This is a genomic window from Petrotoga sibirica DSM 13575, assembly GCF_002924625.1.
In the GTDB taxonomy this organism is placed as follows: domain Bacteria; phylum Thermotogota; class Thermotogae; order Petrotogales; family Petrotogaceae; genus Petrotoga; species Petrotoga sibirica.
In genome coordinates this window covers 1-25,413 of sequence record NZ_JAHC01000018.1, presented here as the reverse complement: position 1 = coordinate 25,413, position 25,413 = coordinate 1, and the positions used below count along the sequence as shown (strand labels likewise).

Below are 25,413 nucleotides of genomic sequence, written 5' to 3'. Positions count from 1 at the left end.
ATAGTCGATTAAAAGCAATTATTTCCGATTAGAAGGCTAAATCTCCTTTTTTCTCGTTTTTTCTCTAAATTGCTCGTTTTTTCTGGTAGTTTAACTTTTTTGTAATCTTATTAATATGTATTTTTAAATTTATCTGCGATTTTGACAAATACTTTTAATACTTCAGGGTCAAACTGTTCTGGAGAAGTTTTGTTATCTCCTTCTAATAATATTTTCATACTTTCTTCATGAGAAAAAGCTTTCTTATATGGTCTTTCAGTTCTGAGTGCATCGTATACATCTGCAACAGCAACTATCCTGGCCTCAATAGGAATATTTTCCCTTTTCAAGCCATAGGGATATCCACTTCCATCGTATCTTTCCTGATGATATAATGCGATGTTTCTTGCAACTTTAAAAATTTCGACATTTCCGATTATATCTGCCCCATATTCGGTATGTTTTTTCATCACTTCCCATTCAGAATCGTTTAAAGAACCTTTCTTTCTTAAAATTTCAATGGGTATAAGTATCTTTCCAATATCATGATAGTATGCATATGTTTTTATCTCTTGAGCAAAACGTTCTTCTAAACCTAAATTCTTAGCTATTTCATAACTTATTTGGCCTATTCTGTTCATATGTTCAGAAGTTTCCATATCAAAACGTTCTGCCACATCACTAAGTTTTTTTAAAGAATAATTATAGGCTTCGATAGCTTCTCTTTCCTCAAATTTAAGATCCATATAAATTTCAATTAATCTTCCGAAAATTTCCATTACTTCTTTTGAAGTATCAGAAAATTTCATATTTGCCATTGAATTTACGGAGATGTTACCTATGAATCTTTCTTTGCTGTATAAGTCCACAAGCAAGCTACTTCCCAAATTAGTTGCATTAGATGTAGTTAAAATATTGGTAATTTCCATTGAAAGATCTTCATTATATGAATCCAAATTATGAACTTCTTGAACGTGTTTTCCTACCTTTATGACTTTTTCTAATGGTATGGTGATATTGTATATTTCTTTGTTGAATCCATATGCTGCGTAAATTTTCCATTGGTGATCGGTGATAAGTCCTATGCTTCCTGCTTTGGCTTCTGGTATCAATTTAACTAAACCTTCTATAGCATTATTCAAAATCGTCTTTGTGTCTTCACTTTCAATGAAAGAATAAAATATTTGATACATCTTTACCAGTTTTTCACTCAATTCTTTATTTTTATGGCTAAGATCACTAATTTCTTTATAAGAGTTTCTTAATTTGATATTTGATTTGTTTATGATGTTAACCATTTCCCTACTTCTAGAGTAAAAGATAACCAAAGTAACAATAGAACTAATCAAAATTATTATCAAGATAATAAGCAATCTATTGATGTTTTTTTGACGTTCAACACTCAAAGATGTACTTATTCCAACCCATAAATTTTTAATTAGATCAAAACCATCGCTTTTTAGAAAATTATTGAGGGTACTTTCAAATATCTGCAAGGCTTCTTCTTTTTCACTGTCCTTTTTGGAGGCAAAGGTTAGAGGTGTCGATTCAAATACTTTCACATATCGGATGTTAGGTTTTAAATTGTTTGCTATGATATAGTGTGAAACTATTCTTTCATCTTCTATAGCAGCAGAAGATAATTTTTCGTTCAGCAGATCTGATATGACGTTTTCATTTGTTTGGTACACTCTAATATCTTTAAATCCTTCGTTTTTTAGAACATCTATTAAAAAACTCCCATTTAAAACCCCAACCGGATATTTTTTTAGTTCTTCGTATGTTTGATTGTTATCGTACTTGGTCAGTATGAATGAGTCAACAAAAATAACGGTTTTATAAAATTTCAAATTCATTTTTCTTTCTGAAGTTGGTGCTATTAGTCCTATTAAGTCGTAATTTTCGTCATTTAAAAAGGTATCGTATGCATCTGTCCAATTTTTTACCGTTATTTCAAAGGTCAAATCTGAGTTTTTTTCTATTTCGTTCAGAATATCAATCACAAAGCCTTCTAATTTACCATTATCTATGTACACATCTGGGTAATATTCGCCTAAAATGATATTAAGTTTTTCCGAAAAAGCAAAAATTGTGATAGTAGTAAAAATTATAGTTATAATAACACTTTTAGGTTTCAAAATAGGTGAACTCCTTTAATTTTTTTGTTTATACATAATTTTATCATATTTGTGAATCTATTTGAAAAAACTAAGGAATTTTTCGATATGGTATAATAATAACAAGGGTTATAGGAAGTATTTGAAGTTAAGAATCAAATTATAAAAGGAGTGGTTTTTGTGATATTCAAAAAGTTTGGAAAGACAGATATGAACGTATCTGTTGTAGGATACGGAGCTTGGGAATTAGGTGGAAATTGGGGTCCAATTGAGAAGGAAAATGGCGTTAAAATATTGAACTTAGCTTACGACAATGGAGTTAACTTTTTTGATACAGCCCCTGTCTACGGTTTTGGTCAATCCGAAGAAATAGTTGGAGAATTTTTGAAAGGGAAAAAGAGAGAAGATGTTTACATAGCTACTAAATGTGGTTTAGAGTGGGATCAAAGGGGAAGAATTAGGAATAATTTAAAAAAAGAAAGGGTATTGAAAGAAATAGATGATTCTCTTAAAAGGCTAAAATGTGAGTATGTAGACTTATATCAAATTCATTGGCCCGATCCCAATACTCCTCTTGAAGAAACTGCAGAGGCGTTACAACAGATTTTAGATAGCAAAAAAGCTAGATACATTGGTGTGTCTAACTTTAGTGCACGACAAATTGAAACGTTGATAAAGTATGTTGATATTGTATCCACTCAAAATTATTACAACTTATTGGTTAGAGACGTTGAAAAAGATTTGTTTCCAGTCGTTGATAAGTATGATTTAACAGTCATTCCATACAGTCCTCTTGCCAAAGGATTGTTGACCGGAAAGATTTCCAAGGATTATGAACCTCCGAAGAACGATCCTAGAGCTATGGATGAAATATTTAAGAATAGAGAGCTTTTTGTTAAAAGTGTAGAAAAGGTCGAGAAATTAAAGATTTTATCCAATAGAATTGGAAGACCTTTGTCTCAAATGGCTATTAATTGGTTGTTGCATCATAAACAAGTATCGACAGTTATCGCTGGTTCAAAAGATGAGATGCATGTTTTGGAAAATATTGAAGCAGGAAGTTGGGAACTTAGCGAAGAAATTTATTTAAAGATTGAGAAAATAGTTGGTGAATAGGAGGTAATGTATGGCTATTCTCTGTGCGGGTGAAATTCTCTTTGATTTTATATCAAAATCTCTAAACAAAGGTCTTGGAGAAAGTGAGCTTTTTGAGAAGCGACCTGGAGGATCTCCTTTTAATGTAGCTGTGGGGGTTGCAAAATTAGGTGCCGATGTTTCTTTTTTAACGAAGATATCTCAAGATGAATTTGGTAAATTTCTATTTGATTACTTAAAACAAAATGGAGTGAACACAGATTGTGCTTTTACGGTTGAAGGGTTGAAAACCAGTCTGGCCTTTGCGGCGGTTGATGCCCAAGGAAAGGCTGAGTATGAGTTTTATAGAGATAATGCTGCAGATACTAAATTAGAATTAAAAGATATAGAGAATTTAGATTATGAAAAATTTAATGTCTTTCATTTTGGTTCTATAGCCCTTATAGATGAACCTACATCAAGTACCTTGACTAGATTGTTCGACAATTTTGTTTCTGGTGATTTGGTAACTTCTTTTGATCCAAACATTAGATTGTCTCTTATAAAGAATAGAGAAAATTACAACAGTCTTGTAAAAAGTATAATTAAAAAGGTTGATATCTTAAAAATGAGTGATGATGACTTGTATTATTTAACTGAGAAAAAGAATGTTGAAGAAGCTATAATGACCCTTTCTGTCAAAGAAGGTGCTATTTTGTTCGTGACTTTAGGAAGTCAAGGTTCTTTAGTTTATAAAGATGGTATTATTGAAAGAGTTCCAGGTTATAAAGTAAAGGTTGTTGAAACTGTGGGTTGTGGAGATTCTTTTATGGCAGGTATTTTGTATAAATTAAAGGATTTTTCTAAAGATGAGCTTTCCAACATTACTGTAGAAGAACTTGCTGAATATGCAGATTTTGCAAATAAATGTGCAGCTATTGTTGCTACGAAACAAGGAGCCGCGAATGCTATGCCAAGTTTATCTGAAGTTAGTCAATTTGAATTTTTAAAAAGTCGTTTTTATATTTAATTCTATGATAGTAGTGAAGATAGTATAATGTTGATAGTTCAAAAGTCCTGTTTTTCTTTGTTAATGGGATTTTGTGTAAGTTCAAAAGTGCCAAATATTTTGAACCTCGTTATCAACTTAAATGTTCAAAAAGATTTTTAAATGATTTTATCGAATGTTTTGTTGATAACTTTAATTATCGACGTTGTTTTCGACTGAGATATCGACGAACTTAGTGTAAAAATACTTTTGAACATTAAAAGTTGAAAAGTACGTTGATAAAATTGTTGAAAACCAAGTTATTATAAAATTCTTTCAGTTAAAAAAATTTTAAAAAGCCAATTTCATAGCTCAAGAAAATAGTTCATAACTTTTTCAACTATCAACATCCGGGGTTAGTGATCGTTAATGAAAAGGGAGGGAGTTACGATGATTAAAGTCGGTCTTCTTGGGTACGGTACGGTTGGAGGAGGAGTCTACAATATCCTCACAACCAAAAAGGAAGATATAGAAAGAAAACTAGGTGAGAAAATTCAAATCAAAAAGATCTTGGTGAAAGAAAAGTACAAAAAAAGGAAGTACGATGTAGATGATTCGTTGCTTACAGAAGACTATAAAGAGATCGTAGAAGATCCTCAGATTCAGATTGTAGTGGAGTTAATTGGCGGAGAAACACCGACGTTAAGTTATATAAAAGAAGCTATTAATGGTCATAAAAATATTGTAACAGCCAATAAGTTAATATTAGCCAAGTATGGTAGAGAACTATTTCAACTTGCAAAGAACAATAATGTCAAAGTGTACTATGAAGGAAGCGTGGGGGGTGGAATCCCAATAATTAAAACTCTGAAAGAGTCCATGATTGCAAATAAAATTGAAAGAGTTTATGGGATTTTAAACGGGACAACGAATTATATTTTGACTAAAATGACCGAAAAATCCATTGATTTTGAAGAGGCTTTAAAAGAAGCTCAAAATCTAGGTTATGCTGAGAGCGATCCATATTTTGATGTAAGCGGTTTGGATAGTGCATATAAAATAAATATTTTGTCTTCACTAGCCTTTGAGAGTTTTATGGATGTTGATTCAATCCATGTAGAAGGAATTGAGAAGATAGAAAGGGAAGACATAGAAATAGCAGAGGAATTAGGATATACAATTAAATTATTAGCTATTGGAAAAAGGTACGAAGATAAGATGTTGGATATAAGGGTTCATCCAACTTTTATACCAAAAAGTAGCCCTCTTTCAAAAATAAACGGTGTATACAACGTCGTACAGATTCATGGAGACGCCGTTGGAGATATAATGATTTACGGACAAGGTGCCGGAGAAATGCCAACTGCAAGTGCGGTTGTTGCAGATATTATGGAAGCCGCCAAGAGTATTAAATACCATATTGAAAACGAATACAGTACCGGAAGGTTAAACGGTTTGAAGTTAATTGAAACAGATGAGATTGAAAACTCTTTCTATATAAGATTGAGAGTGAATGACAAACCAGGTGTTTTTGCGAAAATAGCAAGGGTTTTTGGAGATAACGAAGTTAGCATCGCTTCTGTAATTCAAAAACACAGACTTAATCCTGTTGTGCCAATATTTTTACAGACGCACCCAATCAAGGAAAAAAAACTGAAAAAAGCAATTGATTCGTTGAACGAATTAAAGGATGTGATAGAAATAAAAAATATAATAAGGGTGGAGGATTTCGGTGAGAAGTTTTAGTTTTTGGCCTGGTATAATAAATGCTTATAAAGAATACATGCCCGTCGATGAGAAAACAGAGATAATTACGTTACAAGAAGGGAACACTCCTTTGATATTCGCAGAAAAACTGAGTAATATGTGGGATATTGAGCTTTATCTGAAATATGATGGTGCTAATCCCACGGGATCTTTTAAAGACAGAGGAATGTGTTTAGCAGTAACCAAAGCTCTGCAGAACGGTGATAAAGCAATAATCTGTGCTTCTACCGGTAACACTTCTGCCTCTGCTGCAGCTTATGGAAGTAGAGCAGGATTGAAAACAGCGGTCATAATCCCTGAAGGGAAGATCGCCTTGGGGAAATTATCTCAGGCCTTAATGCATGGGGCTATAGTTATACCGATAAAAGGTAATTTTGACGTTGCCTTAGAGATTACAAGAAAGATCGCTGACAACTATCCTATAACTCTGGTTAACTCACTTAATCCATACAGGATAGAGGGTCAAAAAAGTGCAGCTTTTGAGATATGTGATCAATTGGGTGGTAAATCTCCTGACATATTGGCAATTCCAGTGGGGAATGCGGGAAACATCACAGCTTACTGGAAAGGGTTCAAAGAATACTTTAAAGACCACAAAACAGATAAGTTACCTAAGATGATTGGTTTTGAAGCGGAAGGATCAGCTGCTATCGTAAAAAATCAAGTTATAAAAAACCCAGAAACCGTAGCAACAGCTATAAGAATAGGTAATCCGGTCAATTGGGAGAAAGCCGTAGAAGCTGCAAAAGAATCTGGAGGATTTATAAATTTTGTTACCGACGAGGAAATCTTGGACACGTATAAAGAATTGGCATCCCTCGAAGGTGTGTTTGCAGAGCCTGCATCTGCGGCTTCGGTAGCAGGCGTTAAAAAAATGATAAATTTGGATAAGATAAATAAAGGAAGTAAAATTGTAGCAGTACTCACAGGACATGGATTAAAGGATCCCGATACCGCAATCAGTGTAATACCCAGGGTCAATCCAGTAGAACCAGAAATGGGTACCATATTGAAAATGATAGGGCTGTAATTTTCTAAAATATTTTAAAAGTGCCAATTGTGGGGCGGGCTGCTGGGTGAAGGGGATCTAAAGCAAGTTTTGGAGTTTCTAAAGCGAGTAAAATAAGAGAGATATAGGAGGAAAATAATCATGAAAAAAACAGCTTTGTTAATAGTTTCTTTTTTCTTTGCACTCTTGATCTTTTCCATTACAATCACTAATCCTTTAGGTCCAACGGTTGTTCCAGTAACAGGCTTGATGGCCGATACGATAGAAGAAGAAGTAGAAATAAATGTAAGTCTTTGGAAAGACGCAAATGAAGCTGTAGCTTTGTTGGTATCAAATCAAGCAGATTTTGCGGTTCTTCCTATAACCGTAGGCGCAAATTTATACGCTCAAGGTTTAGAGATAATATTGCTAGGTGTTCACGAGTGGAAAGCATTTTATTTAGTAAGCAGTAGTAATGTTGATTTTGAAAACGTAAAAAGTTTAAAGGGTCATGAAGTCTATTCTCCGCATGGACGAGGTCAAACTGTAGACATTTTGATGAGGTATCTTTTGGTTAGAAATGGATTGGTTCCTGATAAAGATGTAAAATTTAACTACCTTCCTCCACAGGAGATAGTTTCCTTGTACAAATCAGGTAAGATAGAATATGCTGCGTTGCCAGAACCATTTTCTACATTGGCTGTAACAGGAACTGAAGGGAGAATAGTTTTAGACTTTCAAGATGAATGGAATAAAATCTCAGGTTCAAAGTACGGCCTTCCTATAGCAGGACTTTTTGTTAAAAAGGAGATTTTAGAGAGAGAACCTGATATCGTTTCAAAAGTTGAGAACGCTTTTTCTGAAAGTGTTGATTGGGCTAATAGAAATTTAGATCAATCATTAAAGATAACTAACGAATACTTAACTATCCCTGTTCCAATACTTAAGGAAGCGATGAATAGATTAGTTTTTGAATACATTCCAATTTTGGAATGTAGAGAAGAAGTAGAAAACTTTTTAAGCACGATGCATGAACTTTATCCAGAAGGGTTGCCTACTTTACCGACAGAAGGATTTTATCACAAATGAAAACCGTTTTTGGGATCGTTTTAATCGCTTTACTTTGGTACTTTTTTTCTTTTGTTATAGGCTCTTCTTTTGTGTTGCCTTTCCCTCATGAAGTTTTGATCAATTTAATAAATCAGCTAAGTACACCGAGGTTTTATATGGCATTATGGAACACGATATGGAAGACCCTGATTGTTTTGTTTATTTCTTCTTTTATCGGGATAATTTTGGGATTTTTAATGGGAATGAACGATACGATCTATGAAATTTTTAGGCCTATGCTGATGATGATACAAGCTATACCGGTTGTTTCTTGGCTTGCTTTTGTGGTATTTCTATGGGGTGTGGGATGGCGTGGCCCTATTTTAATAAGCACCATGGCCATTTTACCTAGTACTGTTTTTACTACTGCTTCTGGGATAAAGAACATCGATAGAAAATTGCTTGAGATGGTACGCTTGTACAAAGTATCAAGAACTAAGATATTTAGGCATGTATACTTAGCTTCGATCGTTCCTTTTGTAATTGCAGCGGTTGAAGTTTCAATAGGAAATGTATGGAAAGTGGTGTTAGTAACAGAGTTTCTAGTTGGTGGAAATGGGTTGGGTGTAGAACTAGCTTGGGCAAGACAGTATGTCGATGTCCCGAGGATCTACGCTATTACTATCGTAGCCGTTATATTAGGTATCGCTACAGAGCGTGTATTTAAAATTATTTCAAGAAGGATGTTAGAAAGATGGGAAATGTACTAAAAGCAGATGGTTTAATCAAAAGATTTGGAGACCTTCTGGTTATAGACAACTGGAGTCTTGAGTTGAAAGAGGGAGAAAAAATCGTTCTATTAGGACCTTCAGGTTGTGGAAAAACCACTTTTTTTAGGATTGTTGCAGGATTAGAAAGACAAAGTGAAGGAAAAGTTGAAACTTTTGTGGATAAGATCGGTTATGTTTTTCAAGAGCCTCGATTATTGCCTTGGAGAACGGTTTACGATAACCTAAAAATAATTTTAGACGATGAAAAGAAAATTAAACAAATTATCGGTATGATGGGTTTAGAAGGTTTTGAAATTCTTTTACCTTCCAGATTGAGTGGAGGAATGAAACAAAGAGTGAATATTGCCAGATCTTTATTAGTTCAACCACAGATCTTGCTAATGGATGAACCTTTCACATCTTTGGATCTAAATATTAAATTATCAATAATAGAAGATATGAATAAGATGTGGAATAAAAGTTATTTTTCAATATTGATGGTTACCCATGACATAAAAGAGGCATTGATGCTGGGAAACAAAATAGTCATTTTGTCACAAAGACCTTCTAGAATATTAAAGGTCTTTGATATAGATCTTTTAGAAGAAGAGAAAAATATTTATGATAAAAGATTTTTAGAGTTAGAAAGCCAGATTACAAAATTTGTTATAAGCCAATCTGAAAAGATAATTGGTTAGAAAGTATAAAAAGATTTGGAGGTGAAGTTTATTCCTATATACAAACATTCAGTTTTCATTGTTTCCACAGGTAGGACCGGCACTAAGTTCATAGGCAAAGTTCTTCCTTCTATGATTGATGACTGTTATTCTACTCATGAGCCCGCTGGAGTTTTTGTGACAGATAGAAATAAATGGAAAAAAGATATTAAAAAATATGGATTTTTAAGAATGACGATAGGTCAATTAACTCCGAAATATTCTATGTATAAACTTAGTAGCGATAGGCGTGCAGGAAGGGTTAGCGACGATAAAGCATTAAAGTATATAGAGCAAATGAGAAAGTTAGTACTTAAAGACATTATTCCTGAGCTTTATGTTGAATCGAATAACCACCTGCACGGCGTTGTAGACTTACTGGAGAAAGTATTTCCCAACAGCAAGGTTGTATTTGTTATTCGAGATCCCCGAACTTGGATCAGATCTGTAATGAGTACAAAAGCATCTCTTCTCTATGGCAAAATTGATTTTCCTTTTTTAAATATAAGCATGAAAGCAACTGATTTCAAAGATGACCCCTACGCTGAAAAATGGAAAAATATGTCGAAATTTGAGAAACTTTGTTGGTATTATAACAAACTTAATTCTTTTGTTCTTGAAAAAATGAGTGACAAACCAAATTTTAAAGTTTATAGATACGAAGATATTCTGATTTATCAGGATAGAGAAAAGTATTTCAAAGATTTTTTAGATTTTATTACCAATTTTGAAGACGGTTTTTCAAAGAATTACGAGTTCAAACCCCAGCTATTGAATAGAAAAGTTAACTCTAGTTCTAAAAACTACGTTATACCTCATTGGAGAGATTGGAAAAATAAGGAAGCAGTTATTATGGAAAAACATTGTAGCAAACTGATGAAAAAGTTTAATTATGGTCAAGAATCAGAATGGTCTGAAAAGGTGGAAAAAGGTTACAAGTTTGAAATAGCATGAAAAAATCAATTTGAATAAAGATATTTCGTTATTAAATCACGGAATTTTTTGCTTTCTAATGCTTTTTTAGCCAATTGATCGGCCAACGTATTGTAATGGTCTCCTGAGTGTCCCCTTACCCAATTGAACTGTATTTTTAAAAATTTACTAAAATAATCATAGCAATTTTTGTAGGCTATGGTTATTTTTTTATTTGTTTTCCATTCTCCGTTACACCATTTCTCTAATCCAATGTAGTCATGGTGTATTATTATCTTTTCATAGCCTTTTTCTTTAGCGTATTCCATTGCGTAGATGGATGCACTTATTTCTCCGGCAACATTTCTGCTATAGGAGTATTCTGGGTTATTACCAGAAAAGAAGAAGTGCTTTTCCTCACCATCTAGAAGTACTATTCCGCTACCGTATATTTTTGTTTCTACGTCATAACTCCCATCGACATAGGCGATGAGAATTTTATTCTCACTGGCTGTCTTTTTTGTAATTGTCGTATACCCCTTTTTTGAGATTTTCTGTTACTATTTTCATTTCTATGTCCTCTTGTTTTAGCTCTTTGATTAGTTCTTCAACGGTCCACTGAGAGCTTGTAGGAGTAACAGAGGCAAAAATGATATTTTCTGGTAAGTTTTCCATATCTTTTATCACTTTCATTATCCTAAGTATCTGTTCTTTAGACATACCGTTTATTATAATTGTTGGAATGTTTTTTATATCTTCATACATGAGTATAACCTCCGAAGTTGTGAAATTAGCGCCCCTTTGCCACGTAGCCCTCGCCACAATTGGCCTACATAACACCTAGTAAGAAAAAAGTAATCTAATGTTGTCTACTGTTAGAAAAGATTTTAAAATATTTTCGTCAATTGTTGTATCTTCTATTTCCTTTTTACTTCCTTGAACCCCTTTCTGGGCGTTTCCTTCTAAAGTTTGCACTTTATCTAATAATAAAAATATTTTACTTTTATATGCCTTTAATGAGAAATCTTTCAAGTTTATTCCTTGGTCAATGTGCTGTGTCGAAGTCAACACTTCTATTTTATCAAATATTTCTTTGTTAATTTCTTTCAAATCTTTAAGTTTTGTTTCTTCTTCCTTACAGAATTTCTTTTGAAGCTCTATGGGAAGAAATGAAAAATCTATTAGATCTTTGTCAAATTTGTTGGTTAAATCTTCTCTTAAATAATTTTTGTACTTTTCAGAGATAGGTATTTTGTTAATTTGCTCTTCGTATTCTTCTTTTACTTTGTTAATCTCTTCAGGAGAAAGTCTAACCAAAAAATGATCGTAATAACTTATTTCTTTTATATTTTTGAAATCTTCTATCACATCTAACTTCCTGGTTAAAAAGTTTTTTTCGTTGAATTTTGATTCTAAATATATCATTCCAAATCCTTCTAATACGGAAGACGAAAAGAACAGATCAGAAATATTTAGAATATAAGGAAAAAGTGACGGATCTTTCGCTGAAATAGCCCAAGCTCCCTTAACCTTTTCGGATTCAAAAGTTTCCTTTACAACTTTTTCGTATGGTCTTTCTTTGTCAGAGTTAGCTGGTAACGTAACAAGTAGATTACTTTTTCCATGTAAGCGATTTATAAGTACCGCTTCCAAAATATTCTTTCTTCTTATCGTCCTAGTGGGATACAAAATGTTTTTGTTTTTTGGATCAACGTTATATCCCAATTTTTTTAGTTTATCTATTACTTTATCTTTGTCAATTTCATCTTTTTTATCTTTATTTTTAGTGAACTCAACCGCATTTGGAAGATAAAAAGTATTTTCTGAAGGTATACCGGATTTTATAAGTCTATTGTAATCGGAATGATTGATAGTTGCATAAAATATATTCTTCCTGATAGGATACATCGAAGAATTTATAAATTTTCTTAAAAAAGAATAGTTTTCCCATCTTGCACACTCAGGAAAATCATGTATTTGAATGATTGTAGGGATGTTTTTTGATATGATAAATTCTTTAAATGTTTCTGTGAAGGCTGGGTTTTTGCCTAAATTATAATTATGAGCCCAGTATATAGCCCTTTCATCGTGATAATTATTCAGTTCGTTTTTTATCGATTCTTTGAGTTCAAGAAAAGTCTGGTAGTCGGTGCTGTCATAGTATATATATCCGAGTTCAGGAAAGTCAACAAAATCGACGTTTTTGTAAGATAAAACCTCTTTTATTCCGTCTATACCCATTTTTTTTGAACCAAATAGAGTAATTTTGTATTCGTCTTTTAAAGATTTTACAATATTTCTAACAACGGTAGAAACTCCGCCTTTTATGTAATGGTAGTGGAAGATGTAAAGGCTGTTCATACCTTTTCTCCTCTTGAGAACTTTTGTTTGTACTCAGGGATAGTGATGATTGGAGGCCTTTCAATACTTAAAATTTCTTTTGGATCTAAAATCCTTTCATTTCCTTTTTTTTGGATCATTATATGTTTATCGTTCAATTCAGTCTTTAAATCTAATTTTCCATATTTTTCCAATCTTTTTAATACTACCTTTATGAGTTCAAAAGCCATTTTACTAAGTGAGTGTAGTGGTTGATTGTCGTGTATTCGAAGTTCAAGATCCACTTGAGCTATTATTTCAGTGCCATATTTTTCAGCTATGTCTATGAGATGAGCAATTTCCACACCGTATCCCACGAAAAATGGCAGCTTTTCTAAAATCTCCCTTCTTCCTGCATATTCACCACTTAAAGGTTGAATTATCGTTGATAGCTCGGGGTAAAACAACGAAAATAAAGGCCTTGCAACCAATTCGGTAACCCTTCCTCCACCCGTTGGTTGCATTGCCGATTTTCCAACAATGGGCCTATCATAAAAGGCTTTAACGTAACCTATTTCTGGATAATTCAACAAAGCACCAACTAAACCGTAAACGAATTTTGGATGTATGTTTTCTATATCTGAATCCACCCAAACTATTATATCGCCATTAAGTGCGTATAAGCTTTTCCATAAATTTTCTCCTTTTCCCTTGTAAAAACCGTATTCTGGTAAAATATCACTAGAGTAAAAAACTTTAGCGCCATACTCTTTTGCTATAGAAACCGTTTCGTCTTCTGATCCAGAATCAATCACGGCTATTTCATCCAATAAGGGATATTTTTCCATAAGTTCTGTTTTCATAATGATTATCTCTTTACCAATTGTTTTTTCTTCGTTTAAAGAAGGAAAAGCAAGGGATATTTTGACATCTTGTTTTTCTTTTAATTTAACAAGCTCTTTAATGTTTTCAAACTTTGAATGGTGAAAAGAACGTTTTAAGACATTATCCTTCATCTTTTACCTTCCTTTCTGATTAATCTTTTTTAATCTTTTTCTTCGCCTATTATGTCTTGACCTATCTCTTCTTCAGCAAAGTTTTCAGTTGTTACATTATCAACTACCATCAAAATTTGATTTAGCCCTTTCATGACACCATCTCTTTCGAAGTATTCTGAGCCATCTAATATTTCACCTTTTGCTATACCGAGTGAAACTGCAGGAATACCTGATTTAATTATCAAAGCCTCGTCTTTGTCTAAAGGAACTAACTTAGTTTTAATGTTTAAATTATTCTGAATCTCTCTGATCTGTTCGATCAAGGGATGATCTTTCGGTATGAAAGTAGTTGGTATGTAGGAAAGCAGATTCAATTTTATTTTTAAATTGTATCTTTCTGCCAATTCTGTAACGGTGGATCTTAAGTTTTCACTTATGGTTTCTAAATCCTGATCTCCTTCGCTCTTTATCTCTAATATTACTTCCGTGTTGTATTCGAATTTGTCAAGTTTCAAGATGCTTATAGATGTGCCTTCCATATCAGCATTTTCTTTTAGATTGGAAGTTATTCTGTACAATATCTCTAAGGTTGATGGAGATTTAGAAGTTTTATGAATTGAATCTCGAGAATAAAACTTTAATTTGTAAACATATTTTCCTAAAGACCGATGACCAAGATCTCCTAAATTTATGCCATTGACTTTAATGGCATAGTCCAAACTTTTCATATTTTCTTGTAAAAACTCTCCTAAACTTAAAAATTTGTTTTTTCTTGCCTGATTAAGAAAGAGGAAAAATACATTCTTTCTTAAGTCTACTTTTTCAGAGTGTAAAAACTTTATCAATGTCAAAAGAGCTGCTACTTTAAGTGAAGAAGAGACGATTTTTAAACCTTCGATTTTTCCTTTTAATACCCTTGCAAATCTTTCAACAAGTGGATCTTGTATCTCATCTATAGTAGTGAAAACAAGAGCCGCAGGAGAAGCATCGTCGTTAACAAAAGAAACATATACGTTTCCTTCATCATCTTCCTTAATGTTTGTTAGATTCATTTCTTTTAATCTGTTTATTATAAAGTTTTTTTGTTCATCGAAATTTTTTAAAGGAAGTTGATTGTAAAGTATCGTATTAGATAACAGTTCATCCTCATATTTTTCCAACTTCCATAAGGCATCTTCTAATCTAAGCATTTTGATTCCTCCTTTCCACATTTTTATCAAGTAACGAAAAATAACCCCTTTTAAAAAAGGTTTTATGATTAATTTTGTTTACTTCATCTGTATTAGAAATATGGGCGAATATAGTATGAGTGGTAGAGATATGAATAGTAGTTTAAATAAGAAGAAAACGTTTATTACCTTTTCTATCAATTATTATAACATATTTTGTAGGAATTTGTCAAAACCTGCCAAAAAAGGTAAGAATATAATTTATCAAGACAACAATTATCAAAGAAGGAAGGAAGTTTCCTACTTTTATATCTTTTATCTCCAAAAGTCTTATTCCAATGGCGATTATCATTGCTCCTCCTACGGCTGTAAAATCGTTCAAATAATAAGGATTTGAAAGGAAGGAAAGCATCCCAGCTAAACTAACTATAGAACCTTGAATTAAGAAAACACTCACAGCAGAGAATGTAACCCCTACTCCATACGCCGAGGCTAAGATCATAGAAGAAATTCCATCAAGAACAGATTTTAAGAAAATAACAGAGTTGTCTCCTGAAAGACCAGCATTTAGACATCCAATTATCGTCATAGGTCCGATGACAAAAAGAACGGTAGCGGTAATAAATCCTCTTACAAACGGTGTTTCTCCTTGTGACCTTTCAACGATGTTTGCCAATTTTCCTAGACCTTTTTCTATTCTCAATAATTCTCCAATTACTCCTCCAAGCGCCAAAGATACTAAAACCACGATCAAATTGCTTGCATCTAACCCCATCCCTACTCCAATCAAAAAGGTAGTTATACCAACACTTTGAAATAAAATCAGTCTCAAATTATCCGGCAATTTATTTCCTACAAGCGTTCCCAGTGTGCCTCCAATTAAAACGGCTAAAGTGTTAACTATGACAGCTATGTTGAACATTTCTAATTACCCTCCCTCTTTCCGGCACAGAATCAGTTAAAAACTGTTTTAATAATTATACCAAAGAATTAATTATATGGTTAATTACAAAAACAAAGAAATTTTAAGATTTTTTTCTAAATGATGGGAGAATTTTAGATAATTTCTTAACTCATAATTATCAATTCAATAGGGACTGTCAAACAGTCCCTATATTTTTATGAAAAAATAAGTATTCTTAACTTTAACCTTTGCAGCTGGAAATTTTTCTTCTGCTATCTTAGGGTGGTTTAGGATTTCATCTATTACTTTCTCTTTCCCTTTGTATGAACTTAGAAAAAGGATATTTCTTGCCTTGTTCAGCAATTTGTACGTGGCTGTAATTCTTGGTAATTTAGGTGTTCCAGAAGGTGGTGTGACTGTGAAGAGCTTTTTGCTTTCTTTTAAAGTGTCACTTGAAGGGAACAAAGATGCTGTGTGGCCATCTTCTCCTATTCCTAGTAGTATCAGATCAAAAATAGGATTTTGTTGTCCAAAAAAGTTGATTATTTTTTTTACGTACTCTTGTGTTGCTTTTTCTATAGGCAGTTCTGTTTTTATCCTGTGTACATTGTTTGAAGAGATATTAATTTTGCTTATTAGCAAATCGTGTGCCCATTTGAAATTACTTTCTTCACTTTTTTGATCGACGTATCTTTCGTCTCCCCAAAAAATGTGGACCTTCTCCCAATTTATTTTATCTTTGTACTCTGATGCTAATTCTTCATAAACAGGAAGTGGTGTTCTTCCGCCTGAGAGCATTAAGGTGAATAATTTATTTTCTTCTATGCTTTTTTTATACAGTTTATAAATTAGGTTTGCGGTCTCTTTTTGGAACTTTTGGGGATCTTCAAAAAACTTTGCTTGCATATAAATCCTCACTTTCAAAGTCTAAGTTTCGCCAACTTCTATTATCTTTTTCTAATAACTCAAAAGATTCTTTTGGTCCCCAGGTACCACTTTTGTATAATCTCAGCCCATTATGTTTTTCTTCTTCCCATTTTTCTAAAACAGGGGTGAAGATTTTCCAAGAAATTTCCATAGCGTCACTTCTTACAAAAAGTGTTTGATCACCCAACATGGCGTCCAAAAGAAGCCTTTCATATGCATCAGGACCTTTGAATTTGAAGAATTCGTCATAATTGAAATCCATAGTTAATGTATTTAAACAAAGCTTGGAACCGGGTTGTTTGGCTTGGATCTTCAGTGAAAACCCTTCGTCTGGTTGTATATTTAGAATGAGGGCATTTTTCTCTAATGTTATATCGTTTTTAGCAAATATCGAATGGGGAACGTCTTTAAAGATTATGGCGATTTCTGTAACCTTTCTTTTCAATCTTTTGCCTGCCCTTAAATAAAAAGGTATCCCGCTCCATCTCCAATTGTCGATTAAAAATTTAGACGCTACAAATGTTTCTACAAAAGAGTGTGGATCAACATTCTTTTCTTCTGTATAAGCAGGAACTTCTTTTCCATTGATCATTCCGTCAATATATTGGCCTCTTACAAAGTATTCATCTATCTTCTCTTTTTCAAAGGGTCTTATAGCTTTCAATAGTTTTGTCTTTTCGTCCCTAACGCTTGTATCTTCAAGGGAAGCAGGAGGTTCCATTGCTACCAAAGTTAAAAGCTGCATCATATGGTTTTGAAACATGTCTCGTAATAAGCCAGCTTGTTCAAAGTATCCAGCCCTATGTTCTACGCCTAATGTTTCAGCCACGGTTATCTGGACGTTATCTATGTATTTGTAATTCCATATGGGTTCAAAAACAATGTTTGCAAATCTGAGCATCATTATATTTTGAACGGTCTCTTTACCAAGATAATGGTCAATTCTGTATATTTGGGTTTCATTTAGATACTTATGAAGTTCCTCGTCTAATTCTTTGGATGTGTTAAAATTACTGCCAAAAGGTTTTTCTATTATTATTCTTGAATAAGAATTTTCACTTTCTTTGGTCAAGTTAAACTTCCCCAAACGTTTAATTATTTCTAAATAGACATTTGGAGGGGTTGAAAGATAAAAAAGATGATTTTCGTGGGTGTTAAAGATTTTATCGAAATAATTTAGTTTATTTTTTAGTTCCAGGTACAGGGAATCATCGTCGTAGAAACCTGAAGTATAAAAAACTTTTTCAATGAATTTTGAAATTATAAAGTTATCTTCGTTTTCTTCCAATAATCTATTTTTTATTTCTTGGCGGTATTCCTCCGCGGTGAATTTAGACCTAGCTACTCCCAGTAAGAAAAATTCGTTGGGTAAAAGGTTCTTTTTGAACAACGTATATATAGAAGGGATTAATTTTCTAAAAGTTAAATCTCCTGAGGCTCCAAATATTATTAAGGAAGAGGCCCCGGGTTTTATTTCTTCACAAATATTTTTTCTTGAAAGATGTTTTGTTATTTGTTCCATATACTGCCGCCCACCTCTTTGTATAGAATATTTTAATGTGCTCCCCACCCACAGTGTTTATAGAATATTTTATAAATTAATTGTTATTTGTATTATAACACGACAAAAAAGATAATAATTTACAAAATTTTGAATTGTTTTATTTTGATAATATTGCCTTGAAAAAAAGGGAACTTCAAACAATTTAACGATTTGTAAGGTAAAAGTTAGTTAAAATCGACCATAAAACGAGCTGGATTATGTGATAAAATATATTTTGAAGAAAAGGCTGGAAAAGATTCCTACCTCATTCGATTATATCAAAATCAGAACGACAAAATATTAGAGAAGTTGAGTAAGCTAACTTTAAAACTTAAAATTCAAAGGAGGATGAAAGTATGAATGTTTCCATAAAAATTAGCGACAGTATTTACTATGTTGGGGTAAACGACAGAGACACTCAGCTTTTTGAAAGTTTATGGCCTCTTGATAGAGGGGTTAGTTATAATTCTTATTTAATCTTAGATGAAAAAACAGCTTTAATCGATACGGTTAAAGAATGGAAAGTGACTGAGTTTTTTGATAAAATTAGAAAACTTTTAAACGGTAAACCTCTTGATTATTTAATCATCAATCATATGGAGCCTGATCATTCTGGGGCGATTCCAGAACTTTTGCAAAAATTTCCCAATTTAAAAATTGTGGGTAACAGAACTACTTTTCAATTTATAGAAAACCTTTATATGGTTAAAGATAATTTTCATGAGATAAAAGATGGTGAATCTCTGAATTTAGGAAAGCATAATCTGAGGTTTTACCTAACTCCAATGGTTCATTGGCCAGAAACGATGATGACTTATGATGAAACGGATAAAATTTTGTTCTCAGGTGATGCCTTTGGTGGATTTGGGACCTTAGACGGGGGAATATTCGACGATGAAGTAAAAATAGATTTCTTTGAAGATGAAATCAGAAGATATTTTTCTAATATAGTTGGAAAGTTCTCTCCTATGGTACAAAGGGCCTTAAATAAATTGAATGAAGCTAATATAGATATAAAAATAATCGCTTCTACACATGGACCAATTTGGAGAAAAAATCCAGACAGAATTTACTCTTTGTATGATAAATGGAGTAAATACGAAACCGAAGAAGGTGTAGTAATAGCTTATGGTTCGATGTATGGTAATACAGAAGAAATGGCAGATTATGTGGCAAGAAAATTGGCTGAAGAGGGCATTAAAAAGATCAAAATAATGAATGTATCAAAAACGCATATTTCTTATATAATTAACGAGATTTGGAGGTACAAAGGGCTAATACTTGGAAGCTCAACGTATAACCAAGGTCTTTTTCCTTATATGGAATCGTTAGTTCAATGGTTGGCTCATACCAATATAAAAAATCATGTTTTAGGTATCTTTGGTACATATGGTTGGAGCGGAGGCGGAGTATCTACTATAGTTAAGTACAATGAGCAAATGAAATGGCCGCTTGTTACTGAACCGGTTGAAGCAAGGTTATCTGCAAAAGAGGAAGATTTTAAGAAATTAAGTGAATTGGCAAAAGCGATGGCAAAAGAGATAAAATTGGCTTGACTTCCAAAAAGAAATATGATAGTATAGGTTAAATTAATAAGTTTTGATTCCTTATCGAGAGAGGCGGAGGGACTGGCCCGAAGAAGCCCGGCAACCTGCATAATTTAACAAAATTATGCAATGGTGCCAAATCCTGCAGAATAATTCTGGGAGATAAGGAGAGGATAAGAATTATAAAAATACACCTCTTCCATTCTACCGGAAGAGGTTTTTTGTATATAAAGTTCTAATTATAGAATTTTTTCAGGTATAAGATTTTGATTTTAAAAGGGTTACGGGGTGAAAGGGTACTAAAACATATATTCCGAGGGAGGGATTTAGTATGAAAAGAAGTAAGTGTGTATTAAAGGTTTTGGTTTCATTATTTATTTTTTTAACATTGTTTTTCGTTGAAGGATATGCTTTATTTGGCTTTGGTGGGAATACGTTCAAAGTTGGAGCTACTCCAGTTCCGCACGCTGAGATTTTAGAGTTTATAAAAGATGATTTTAAAGAAAAAACTGGTGTAGAGCTTCAGATAGTAATTTTCACGGATTATGTTCAACCCAATTTGGCTTTGGAAGACGGTTCTATAGATGCGAATTATTTTCAGCATGAACCATATTTAGAAACTTTTAAAAGGGAACGCAAGTTGCCAGACTTGGTGTCTGTTGCTAAGATCCATGTTGAACCTATGGGGTTTTATTTGAAAAAAGATTTAAATGTCCTTAAAAAAGGCGATTTAATCATAATTCCTAACGATGTTACCAACGAAGGTAGATCTTTGTTGCTTCTTCAAGAATATGGAGTGATTAAGCTTAGGGAGAGAGAGGATCCTTTAGTGGCAACTATCAAGGATATTGTTGAAAATCCATACGGTTTGGTATTCAAAGAGCTTGAAGCACCGTATTTGCCCAGGACTTATAAGGAAGATAAAAATGTTGTTGGGGCAGTAATTAACACAAATTATGCTATAGAAGCAGGGCTAAACCCATTGGAAGATGCGGTATTCTACGAAGGAGCCCAATCTCCATATGCCAACATAATAACTGTAAAGGAAAGCCGTGTCGACGATGAACTAGTAAAAGCTTTGATTAAAGTTTTAACAACCGATAAGGTTAGAAAATTTATTATAGAGAATTATAATGGTGCCGTAGTACCTGTATTTTGAGCTTTCATAAAATAATACAAAAGGAGAAACTTAGTTGTTAAAAATAAAAAATCTTAATCTCATATATGATAACAAAAATCATGTCTTAAAAAACGTAAATTTTACAGTTGAAGATGGAGAAATTCTGGGGATTATTGGTCTATCCGGAGCGGGGAAAACGTCTCTTTTGAGAACGATGAACCTGCTCCAAGCTCCTACTTCCGGGGAGATTTTCTTGGATAAAGTAGATCTAACAAAATTAAATAATAACCAATTGAGAAACGTGAGAAAAAAGATTAGTATAGTATTCCAACATTTCAACTTGTTGAGTTCTAGAACGGTATTTGAAAATGTATCTCTTCCCCTTGAAATTGAAAAATTGCCTAAAAAGGAAATAGAAATTCGTGTTAATAAGATATTGAAAGATGTGAATCTCCTTCATAAAAAGGATTCTTATCCTTCCCTGTTATCGGGAGGAGAGAAACAAAGAACAGCTATAGCAAGGGCATTGATAAATAATCCTGATATTATTTTGTTTGATGAGCCCACATCATCTTTAGATCCAAGTACAACACAAAGAATTTTAGATCTCATATTAGAAATCAATAAGAGTATGAAAAAATCAATTTTGATTGTTACTCATGAAATGGACGTGATCAAAAAGATTTGTGATAAGGTGGTTTATTTAAAAAATGGAACGGTTGATTTTTTTGGTAAAGTCCACGAATTTTTTATTGAAAAAGAAAATGAACTGAATAAAGAATTTTATCAAGAAATAAACGTAGATTGGAAAAGGGTAAAAGAGGTTGTTAAAGGAGAAAACGATAGATTGATAAAGGTAGTTTTTTGGGGAGAAAAAACTCATGAACCTATCTTACATAATATCACCAAAAAATATGACATCACATTGAACATACTCTACGGTAAGATAGAACATTTGAAAGACAATCCGTATGGAACTTTAATAGTCGAGGTTATTTCTACGCAAAGGGAAATGGAAAAGTTTTTAGAAGAGCTCTCTGCCAATGTTTACAAAGTTGAGGTGTTGAAATAAATGATCCAAGATCTCTTTATAGCTACTCTTGAAACGTTATACATGACCTTCGTTTCTGGCTTTATAGCCGTTTTGTTAGGTATTCCGTTGGGAATTGCGCTCTACATGTTGTCTAAGAGTGATAAGAAAGCTGCAAAAACCTGGTATTCCGTTTTAGATTGGATTGTAAATATATTTAGATCAATACCTTTTATCATCCTTATTATTTTGATAATCCCTTTAACAAGATTATTAACAGGAACGATAATCGGTTCAACCGCAGCAATTGTGCCATTGTCTATAGCAGCGATTCCTTTTATGGCAAGATTGGCTGAAACTTCTTTTAACAATCTTTCACAAGGGTTACTAGATACATCTGTATCTATGGGTATGACCAACAGACAGTTTATATTTAAAGTATTATTACCTGAGACTGCCCCGGAGATGGTTTCAAATATTACTTTGTTGGTTATAAACTTAATAACTTACACAGCTATAGCAGGAGCTGTGGGAGCCGGAGGCCTTGGGGCAATGGCGATAAATTACGGATATCAAAGGTTTAGAATGGATGTTCTTCTATACGACGTGGCAATATTAATCTTCTTGACTCAGATAACCCAATTTGTTGGTTCAAGATTGTCGAACTCTTTAAGAAAATAAAAAGCCAGGAATCTCCTGGCTTTTTATGTAATAAACGAGATTAATCTATCAAGCCTAAACCTTCTAAATAATCTCTTGCAACAACTTCTGGTTCAACACCCTCAACATCTACTAAATAATTTAACCTTATGATTATATCTTGGTTTAAGTACATAGCAAAAGGTCTCAATATTTCTGCTATCTCAGGATATTTTTCTAAAGTATCTTCTCTCACCACAACAGCTACATGATAAAAAGGGAAGAAATGTTTATCGTCTTCCAAAACCTTTAAGTCGTATTTCAGTAGCTGAGAATCGGTGGTAAAGACCATTGTTATATCAGCATCTCCTTGATTCAAAGACTCATAGGTTAAACCCCACTGCATAGTTTTAACATCATTTTTGGATATGTTCATGTTGTATGTTTCTGCCATTTCGAAAATATTCATTGCACCTTCGAAGAATTCATAGTCAATTGCTATTTTCATTTCCCCAGGATGATCATTTACATATTCGGCAAGTTCAGATATGGTATCAATGCCTAAACTTTCTGCGCTTTCCCTTTTCATAGCCAGGGCATATGAGTTGTTTATACTGGTTAGATCTAGCCATACTAACCCTTTTTCTTTATCTATGCTTTTAACTTGGTTGTATAATTCTACTGGGTCGTAAATCAATTCCTCTTTATGATAATACGTTGTCCAGGCTGTTCCTGTATAATCTGCGGAAATATCTATTTGGCCGTTCAACATACCTGTTCTTCTCACTAAAGTATTTAAGCCAAATCTTTTATCGATATTAAAATTGTTTTCTTCAAGTAAAGCAGATATGAGTTCACCAAATATGTACTGTTCCGTGAAATTTGAAGCACCTACGGTTAAAGTTGCACCAAAAAGCGCAGTTAAAGAAAATACAACGACCAACACAAGCATTGTCAATTTTTTCAAAGTTAACACCTCCATCAATTTAAGTTACATGAAACCAGTTTTAGCGCCCCTTCGCCCCGTTCTCCAACCATATCTTTAAGGGAGAATTTCGCCGTTTATCAATTTAATAAGGGATTCCATCTGGTTACTAAACGTTCATAAGATTTATCTGGAAAGAATTCTTTAAATAAACGGTAATAATAAAACTCAGCGGGAGATGTAAACTCCCAATCAACATCTAAATTTTGAAATGTACTCGGCCTTCTTTCAAATTCTGAGACTTTCTGTTGTGAAATATCTTTTATGATATCAGATACACCGCTACCATTAGCAAAGGGTTCTTTTCTTCGATTTACAATGTTGTTAGGTAAATCATGTTCATAAGTTTTTCTTAAGATCCATTTTTCAATTTTTTCAGGTCCATAAATTTTCCATTCATTTGGTATTTGATTACAAAAATTCACCACACGTCTATCAAGAAAAGGAGTGCGATATTCGATTCCATGAGCTGAGAAGGATCTATCGAGTCTTTGGAGTCCAGTACGGTAGGCGTTAGACATTAAATCATCAAAAAAATTATCCATCTCTTGATTTGACTCTGCTTGCTTTAGTTCGTGATAACCTCCTAAAAGCTCATCTGCTCCTTCACCGCACAACAAACAATTTGCTCCCTTTTCACGGGCAAATTTCGCTGTTAAATAATGCGCCACTGCGCCATGAACACAAGATTCTTCGAAAGATTCTAAATGATAAATAGCTTTTGGGAGAATATTTTCAATTTTTTGTTTATCAAAGATTTTCCAATAATGAGAAGAACCAATAAATTCTGCCATTTCGGTTGCCCGTGGAAGATCGCCATTTTGAGAAACGCCTATTGTGAAGGTCTTGATGGGATTTTGATATTTAGAAGCGGTATAAGCGATAATACTGCTATCCAATCCGCCGCTAAGTAAAGCTCCATCCACAAAACCATCTGACATATTGCGTTTAACAGCCTTCTCTAATAATTCCTTCAGTATTTTAGCCGCATCTTGCGGTGTTTTAAAGGAAGGGACACTTTCAAAGAAAGTCGAATAAGGTAGAACGCCGTCTTTTAATGAAAATAAGTGTCCAGGTTCTAGTTCTTCAATCTCCTTAACTATACCAACAAGACCCTTTGCTTCCGAGGAAAAATAAAGTTCATTATTATTAAAGCCATAATATAGGGGATGAGAACCGATGTAATCTCGGCCTAAAATAAGATCATTTCTGTCATCGATTGCGAAAGCAAAATCACCATCTAAATAGCTTGCAAATTTTTTCCCAAATTTTCTATAATTTTCAAGTATTAAGAATGCCGCTTCAAGATGTAAATTATCTTCGTGGTAGAGATGCCCATCTAAAACAGAAATACCGTTTCCTTCTTTTGTAAAAACTCGCTCTTTTGCTGTTTCCTCTGATGAAAGCAAGCAGCAACCTATAGTTGCTTTTTCTCCTTCTTCTACCCATGTTGATTTTGGACCTCGGTGTTGAATCCTGTTCAATATTTTATTAACAATTTTCTTGTCTTTAGCTGTTGTTCCGGCAATACCTGACACAAATTAATCCTCCTCGTATAATATGTATGGATATGAAACTCAAAAAATGGTACTAAAAATTTGTTTTTTGCTCTTTTTTATTATTTCTTTTGTAAAGAGATGCCCTAATGCTAAAATAGTATCAGGATGATTAGCGAGGGAAGATTCCCTTCCTCCCTGCAAGACCTTTTGGCCGTTGCTTAAAAAGCTTGTTTCCTGACTTAGCAGTCAATTTGCTAACCGATTACTGCATCACCTTTGATTAGGCCATCAGCAAGGCTATTTTTCATTGGTGGATGCTCATAGAGCGCGAGGTTGCCTTTGGCTGCTAAGATTAGGGCATCTCTTTGCTTT

The 25,413-nt window shown here is 33.4% G+C and carries 23 protein-coding genes and 1 riboswitch; of the genes, 12 read left to right on the top strand and 11 right to left on the bottom strand.

All coding sequences use genetic code 11. From position 1 onward, the window contains the following. Positions 1 to 110: 110 nt before the first annotated feature. Positions 111 to 2,117 carry an HD domain-containing phosphohydrolase gene (locus AA80_RS05280; protein WP_103066916.1) on the bottom strand — a complete coding sequence of 669 codons (2,007 nt, stop codon included), beginning with the start codon at positions 2,115 to 2,117 and terminating at the stop codon, positions 111 to 113. Positions 2,118 to 2,276: 159 nt separating this feature from the next. On the opposite strand from AA80_RS05280, the gene AA80_RS05275 reads away from it, so the two are divergent. From AA80_RS05275 to AA80_RS05240, 8 genes are all read left to right on the top strand, one after another. Next, on the top strand, positions 2,277 to 3,212 hold the full coding sequence (locus AA80_RS05275) for an aldo/keto reductase (protein ID WP_103066915.1): 936 nt from the start codon (positions 2,277 to 2,279) through the stop codon (positions 3,210 to 3,212). 10 nt (positions 3,213 to 3,222) lie between these two features. Then, the gene (locus AA80_RS05270; protein ID WP_103066914.1) at positions 3,223 to 4,200 is read left to right on the top strand and encodes a carbohydrate kinase family protein; all 978 of its coding nucleotides are present in this window, start codon (positions 3,223 to 3,225) and stop codon (positions 4,198 to 4,200) included. Positions 4,201 to 4,608: 408 nt separating this feature from the next. Then, complete coding sequence (locus tag AA80_RS05265) at positions 4,609 to 5,904, top strand: homoserine dehydrogenase (RefSeq protein ID WP_103066913.1); 1,296 nt, start codon at positions 4,609 to 4,611, stop codon at positions 5,902 to 5,904. Continuing rightward, positions 5,891 to 6,955 carry a threonine synthase gene (gene thrC, locus AA80_RS05260; protein WP_103066912.1) on the top strand — a complete coding sequence of 355 codons (1,065 nt, stop codon included), beginning with the start codon at positions 5,891 to 5,893 and terminating at the stop codon, positions 6,953 to 6,955. Before AA80_RS05265 ends, thrC begins: the two co-directional genes overlap by 14 nt. Positions 6,956 to 7,075: 120 nt before the next feature. Then, on the top strand, positions 7,076 to 8,002 hold the full coding sequence (locus AA80_RS05255) for an ABC transporter substrate-binding protein (RefSeq protein ID WP_103066911.1): 927 nt from the start codon (positions 7,076 to 7,078) through the stop codon (positions 8,000 to 8,002). Further along, complete coding sequence (locus AA80_RS05250; protein WP_103066910.1) at positions 7,999 to 8,733, top strand: ABC transporter permease; 735 nt, start codon at positions 7,999 to 8,001, stop codon at positions 8,731 to 8,733. The genes AA80_RS05255 and AA80_RS05250 overlap by 4 nt, the downstream gene beginning before the upstream one ends. Then, positions 8,718 to 9,431 carry an ABC transporter ATP-binding protein gene (locus AA80_RS05245; protein ID WP_103066909.1) on the top strand — a complete coding sequence of 238 codons (714 nt, stop codon included), beginning with the start codon at positions 8,718 to 8,720 and terminating at the stop codon, positions 9,429 to 9,431. The genes AA80_RS05250 and AA80_RS05245 overlap by 16 nt, the downstream gene beginning before the upstream one ends. Positions 9,432 to 9,452: 21 nt before the next feature. Further along, on the top strand, positions 9,453 to 10,403 hold the full coding sequence (locus AA80_RS05240; RefSeq protein WP_169924964.1) for a sulfotransferase: 951 nt from the start codon (positions 9,453 to 9,455) through the stop codon (positions 10,401 to 10,403). Between the two features lie 5 nt (positions 10,404 to 10,408). On the opposite strand, the gene AA80_RS05235 is transcribed toward AA80_RS05240, so the two are convergent. From AA80_RS05235 to zwf, 8 genes are all read right to left on the bottom strand, one after another. Further along, positions 10,409 to 10,852, bottom strand: a complete 444-nt coding sequence (locus AA80_RS05235; RefSeq protein ID WP_279585880.1) for an RNase H family protein — start codon at positions 10,850 to 10,852, stop codon at positions 10,409 to 10,411. Positions 10,853 to 10,865: 13 nt separating this feature from the next. Then, positions 10,866 to 11,126 (bottom strand): DUF3783 domain-containing protein, encoded by a 261-nt coding sequence (locus tag AA80_RS05230; protein WP_103066906.1) that lies wholly within the window; start codon positions 11,124 to 11,126, stop codon positions 10,866 to 10,868. 75 nt (positions 11,127 to 11,201) lie between these two features. Next, positions 11,202 to 12,722, bottom strand: coding sequence for a glycosyltransferase family protein (locus AA80_RS05225; protein ID WP_103066905.1), 1,521 nt, complete (start codon positions 12,720 to 12,722; stop codon positions 11,202 to 11,204). After that, positions 12,719 to 13,696, bottom strand: coding sequence for a glucosyl-3-phosphoglycerate synthase (locus tag AA80_RS05220; protein WP_103066904.1), 978 nt, complete (start codon positions 13,694 to 13,696; stop codon positions 12,719 to 12,721). The genes AA80_RS05225 and AA80_RS05220 overlap by 4 nt, the downstream gene beginning before the upstream one ends. Before the next feature lie 29 nt (positions 13,697 to 13,725). Then, complete coding sequence (locus AA80_RS05215) at positions 13,726 to 14,868, bottom strand: hypothetical protein (RefSeq protein WP_103066903.1); 1,143 nt, start codon at positions 14,866 to 14,868, stop codon at positions 13,726 to 13,728. 208 nt (positions 14,869 to 15,076) lie between these two features. Beyond that, entirely contained in the window at positions 15,077 to 15,769 is a 693-nt protein-coding gene (locus tag AA80_RS05210) for a DUF554 domain-containing protein (RefSeq protein WP_103876771.1), read from the bottom strand. 189 nt (positions 15,770 to 15,958) lie between these two features. Beyond that, positions 15,959 to 16,657, bottom strand: a complete 699-nt coding sequence (gene pgl, locus AA80_RS05205; RefSeq protein WP_103876770.1) for a 6-phosphogluconolactonase — start codon at positions 16,655 to 16,657, stop codon at positions 15,959 to 15,961. Next, the gene (zwf, locus tag AA80_RS05200; RefSeq protein ID WP_103876769.1) at positions 16,638 to 18,200 is read right to left on the bottom strand and encodes a glucose-6-phosphate dehydrogenase; all 1,563 of its coding nucleotides are present in this window, start codon (positions 18,198 to 18,200) and stop codon (positions 16,638 to 16,640) included. The genes pgl and zwf overlap by 20 nt, the downstream gene beginning before the upstream one ends. A gap of 377 nt (positions 18,201 to 18,577) precedes the next feature. Here zwf and AA80_RS05195 point away from each other — a divergent pair, with 377 nt between their 5' ends. The 4 genes from AA80_RS05195 to AA80_RS05180 all read left to right on the top strand — a co-directional run bounded on the left by AA80_RS05195 (position 18,578) and on the right by AA80_RS05180 (position 22,599). Beyond that, positions 18,578 to 19,777 carry an FprA family A-type flavoprotein gene (locus tag AA80_RS05195; protein WP_103876768.1) on the top strand — a complete coding sequence of 400 codons (1,200 nt, stop codon included), beginning with the start codon at positions 18,578 to 18,580 and terminating at the stop codon, positions 19,775 to 19,777. A 48-nt stretch (positions 19,778 to 19,825) separates the two neighbouring features. After that, positions 19,826 to 19,937: riboswitch (SAM riboswitch) on the top strand. 162 nt (positions 19,938 to 20,099) lie between these two features. After that, the gene (locus AA80_RS05190) at positions 20,100 to 20,927 is read left to right on the top strand and encodes a MetQ/NlpA family ABC transporter substrate-binding protein (RefSeq protein ID WP_103876767.1); all 828 of its coding nucleotides are present in this window, start codon (positions 20,100 to 20,102) and stop codon (positions 20,925 to 20,927) included. Positions 20,928 to 20,961: 34 nt separating this feature from the next. Further along, positions 20,962 to 21,960: a methionine ABC transporter ATP-binding protein gene (locus tag AA80_RS05185; RefSeq protein WP_103876766.1), complete on the top strand. Its 999-nt coding sequence runs from the start codon at positions 20,962 to 20,964 to the stop codon at positions 21,958 to 21,960. Further along, entirely contained in the window at positions 21,961 to 22,599 is a 639-nt protein-coding gene (locus AA80_RS05180; RefSeq protein ID WP_103876765.1) for a methionine ABC transporter permease, read from the top strand. Positions 22,600 to 22,639: 40 nt separating this feature from the next. Here the strand turns inward: AA80_RS05180 and AA80_RS05175 are convergent, their stop codons facing one another. Continuing rightward, positions 22,640 to 23,533, bottom strand: coding sequence for a glycine betaine ABC transporter substrate-binding protein (locus AA80_RS05175; RefSeq protein ID WP_233186832.1), 894 nt, complete (start codon positions 23,531 to 23,533; stop codon positions 22,640 to 22,642). 89 nt (positions 23,534 to 23,622) lie between these two features. Continuing rightward, positions 23,623 to 25,080, bottom strand: a complete 1,458-nt coding sequence (locus AA80_RS05170) for an asparagine synthase-related protein (protein ID WP_103876763.1) — start codon at positions 25,078 to 25,080, stop codon at positions 23,623 to 23,625. Positions 25,081 to 25,413: the final 333 nt, after the last annotated feature.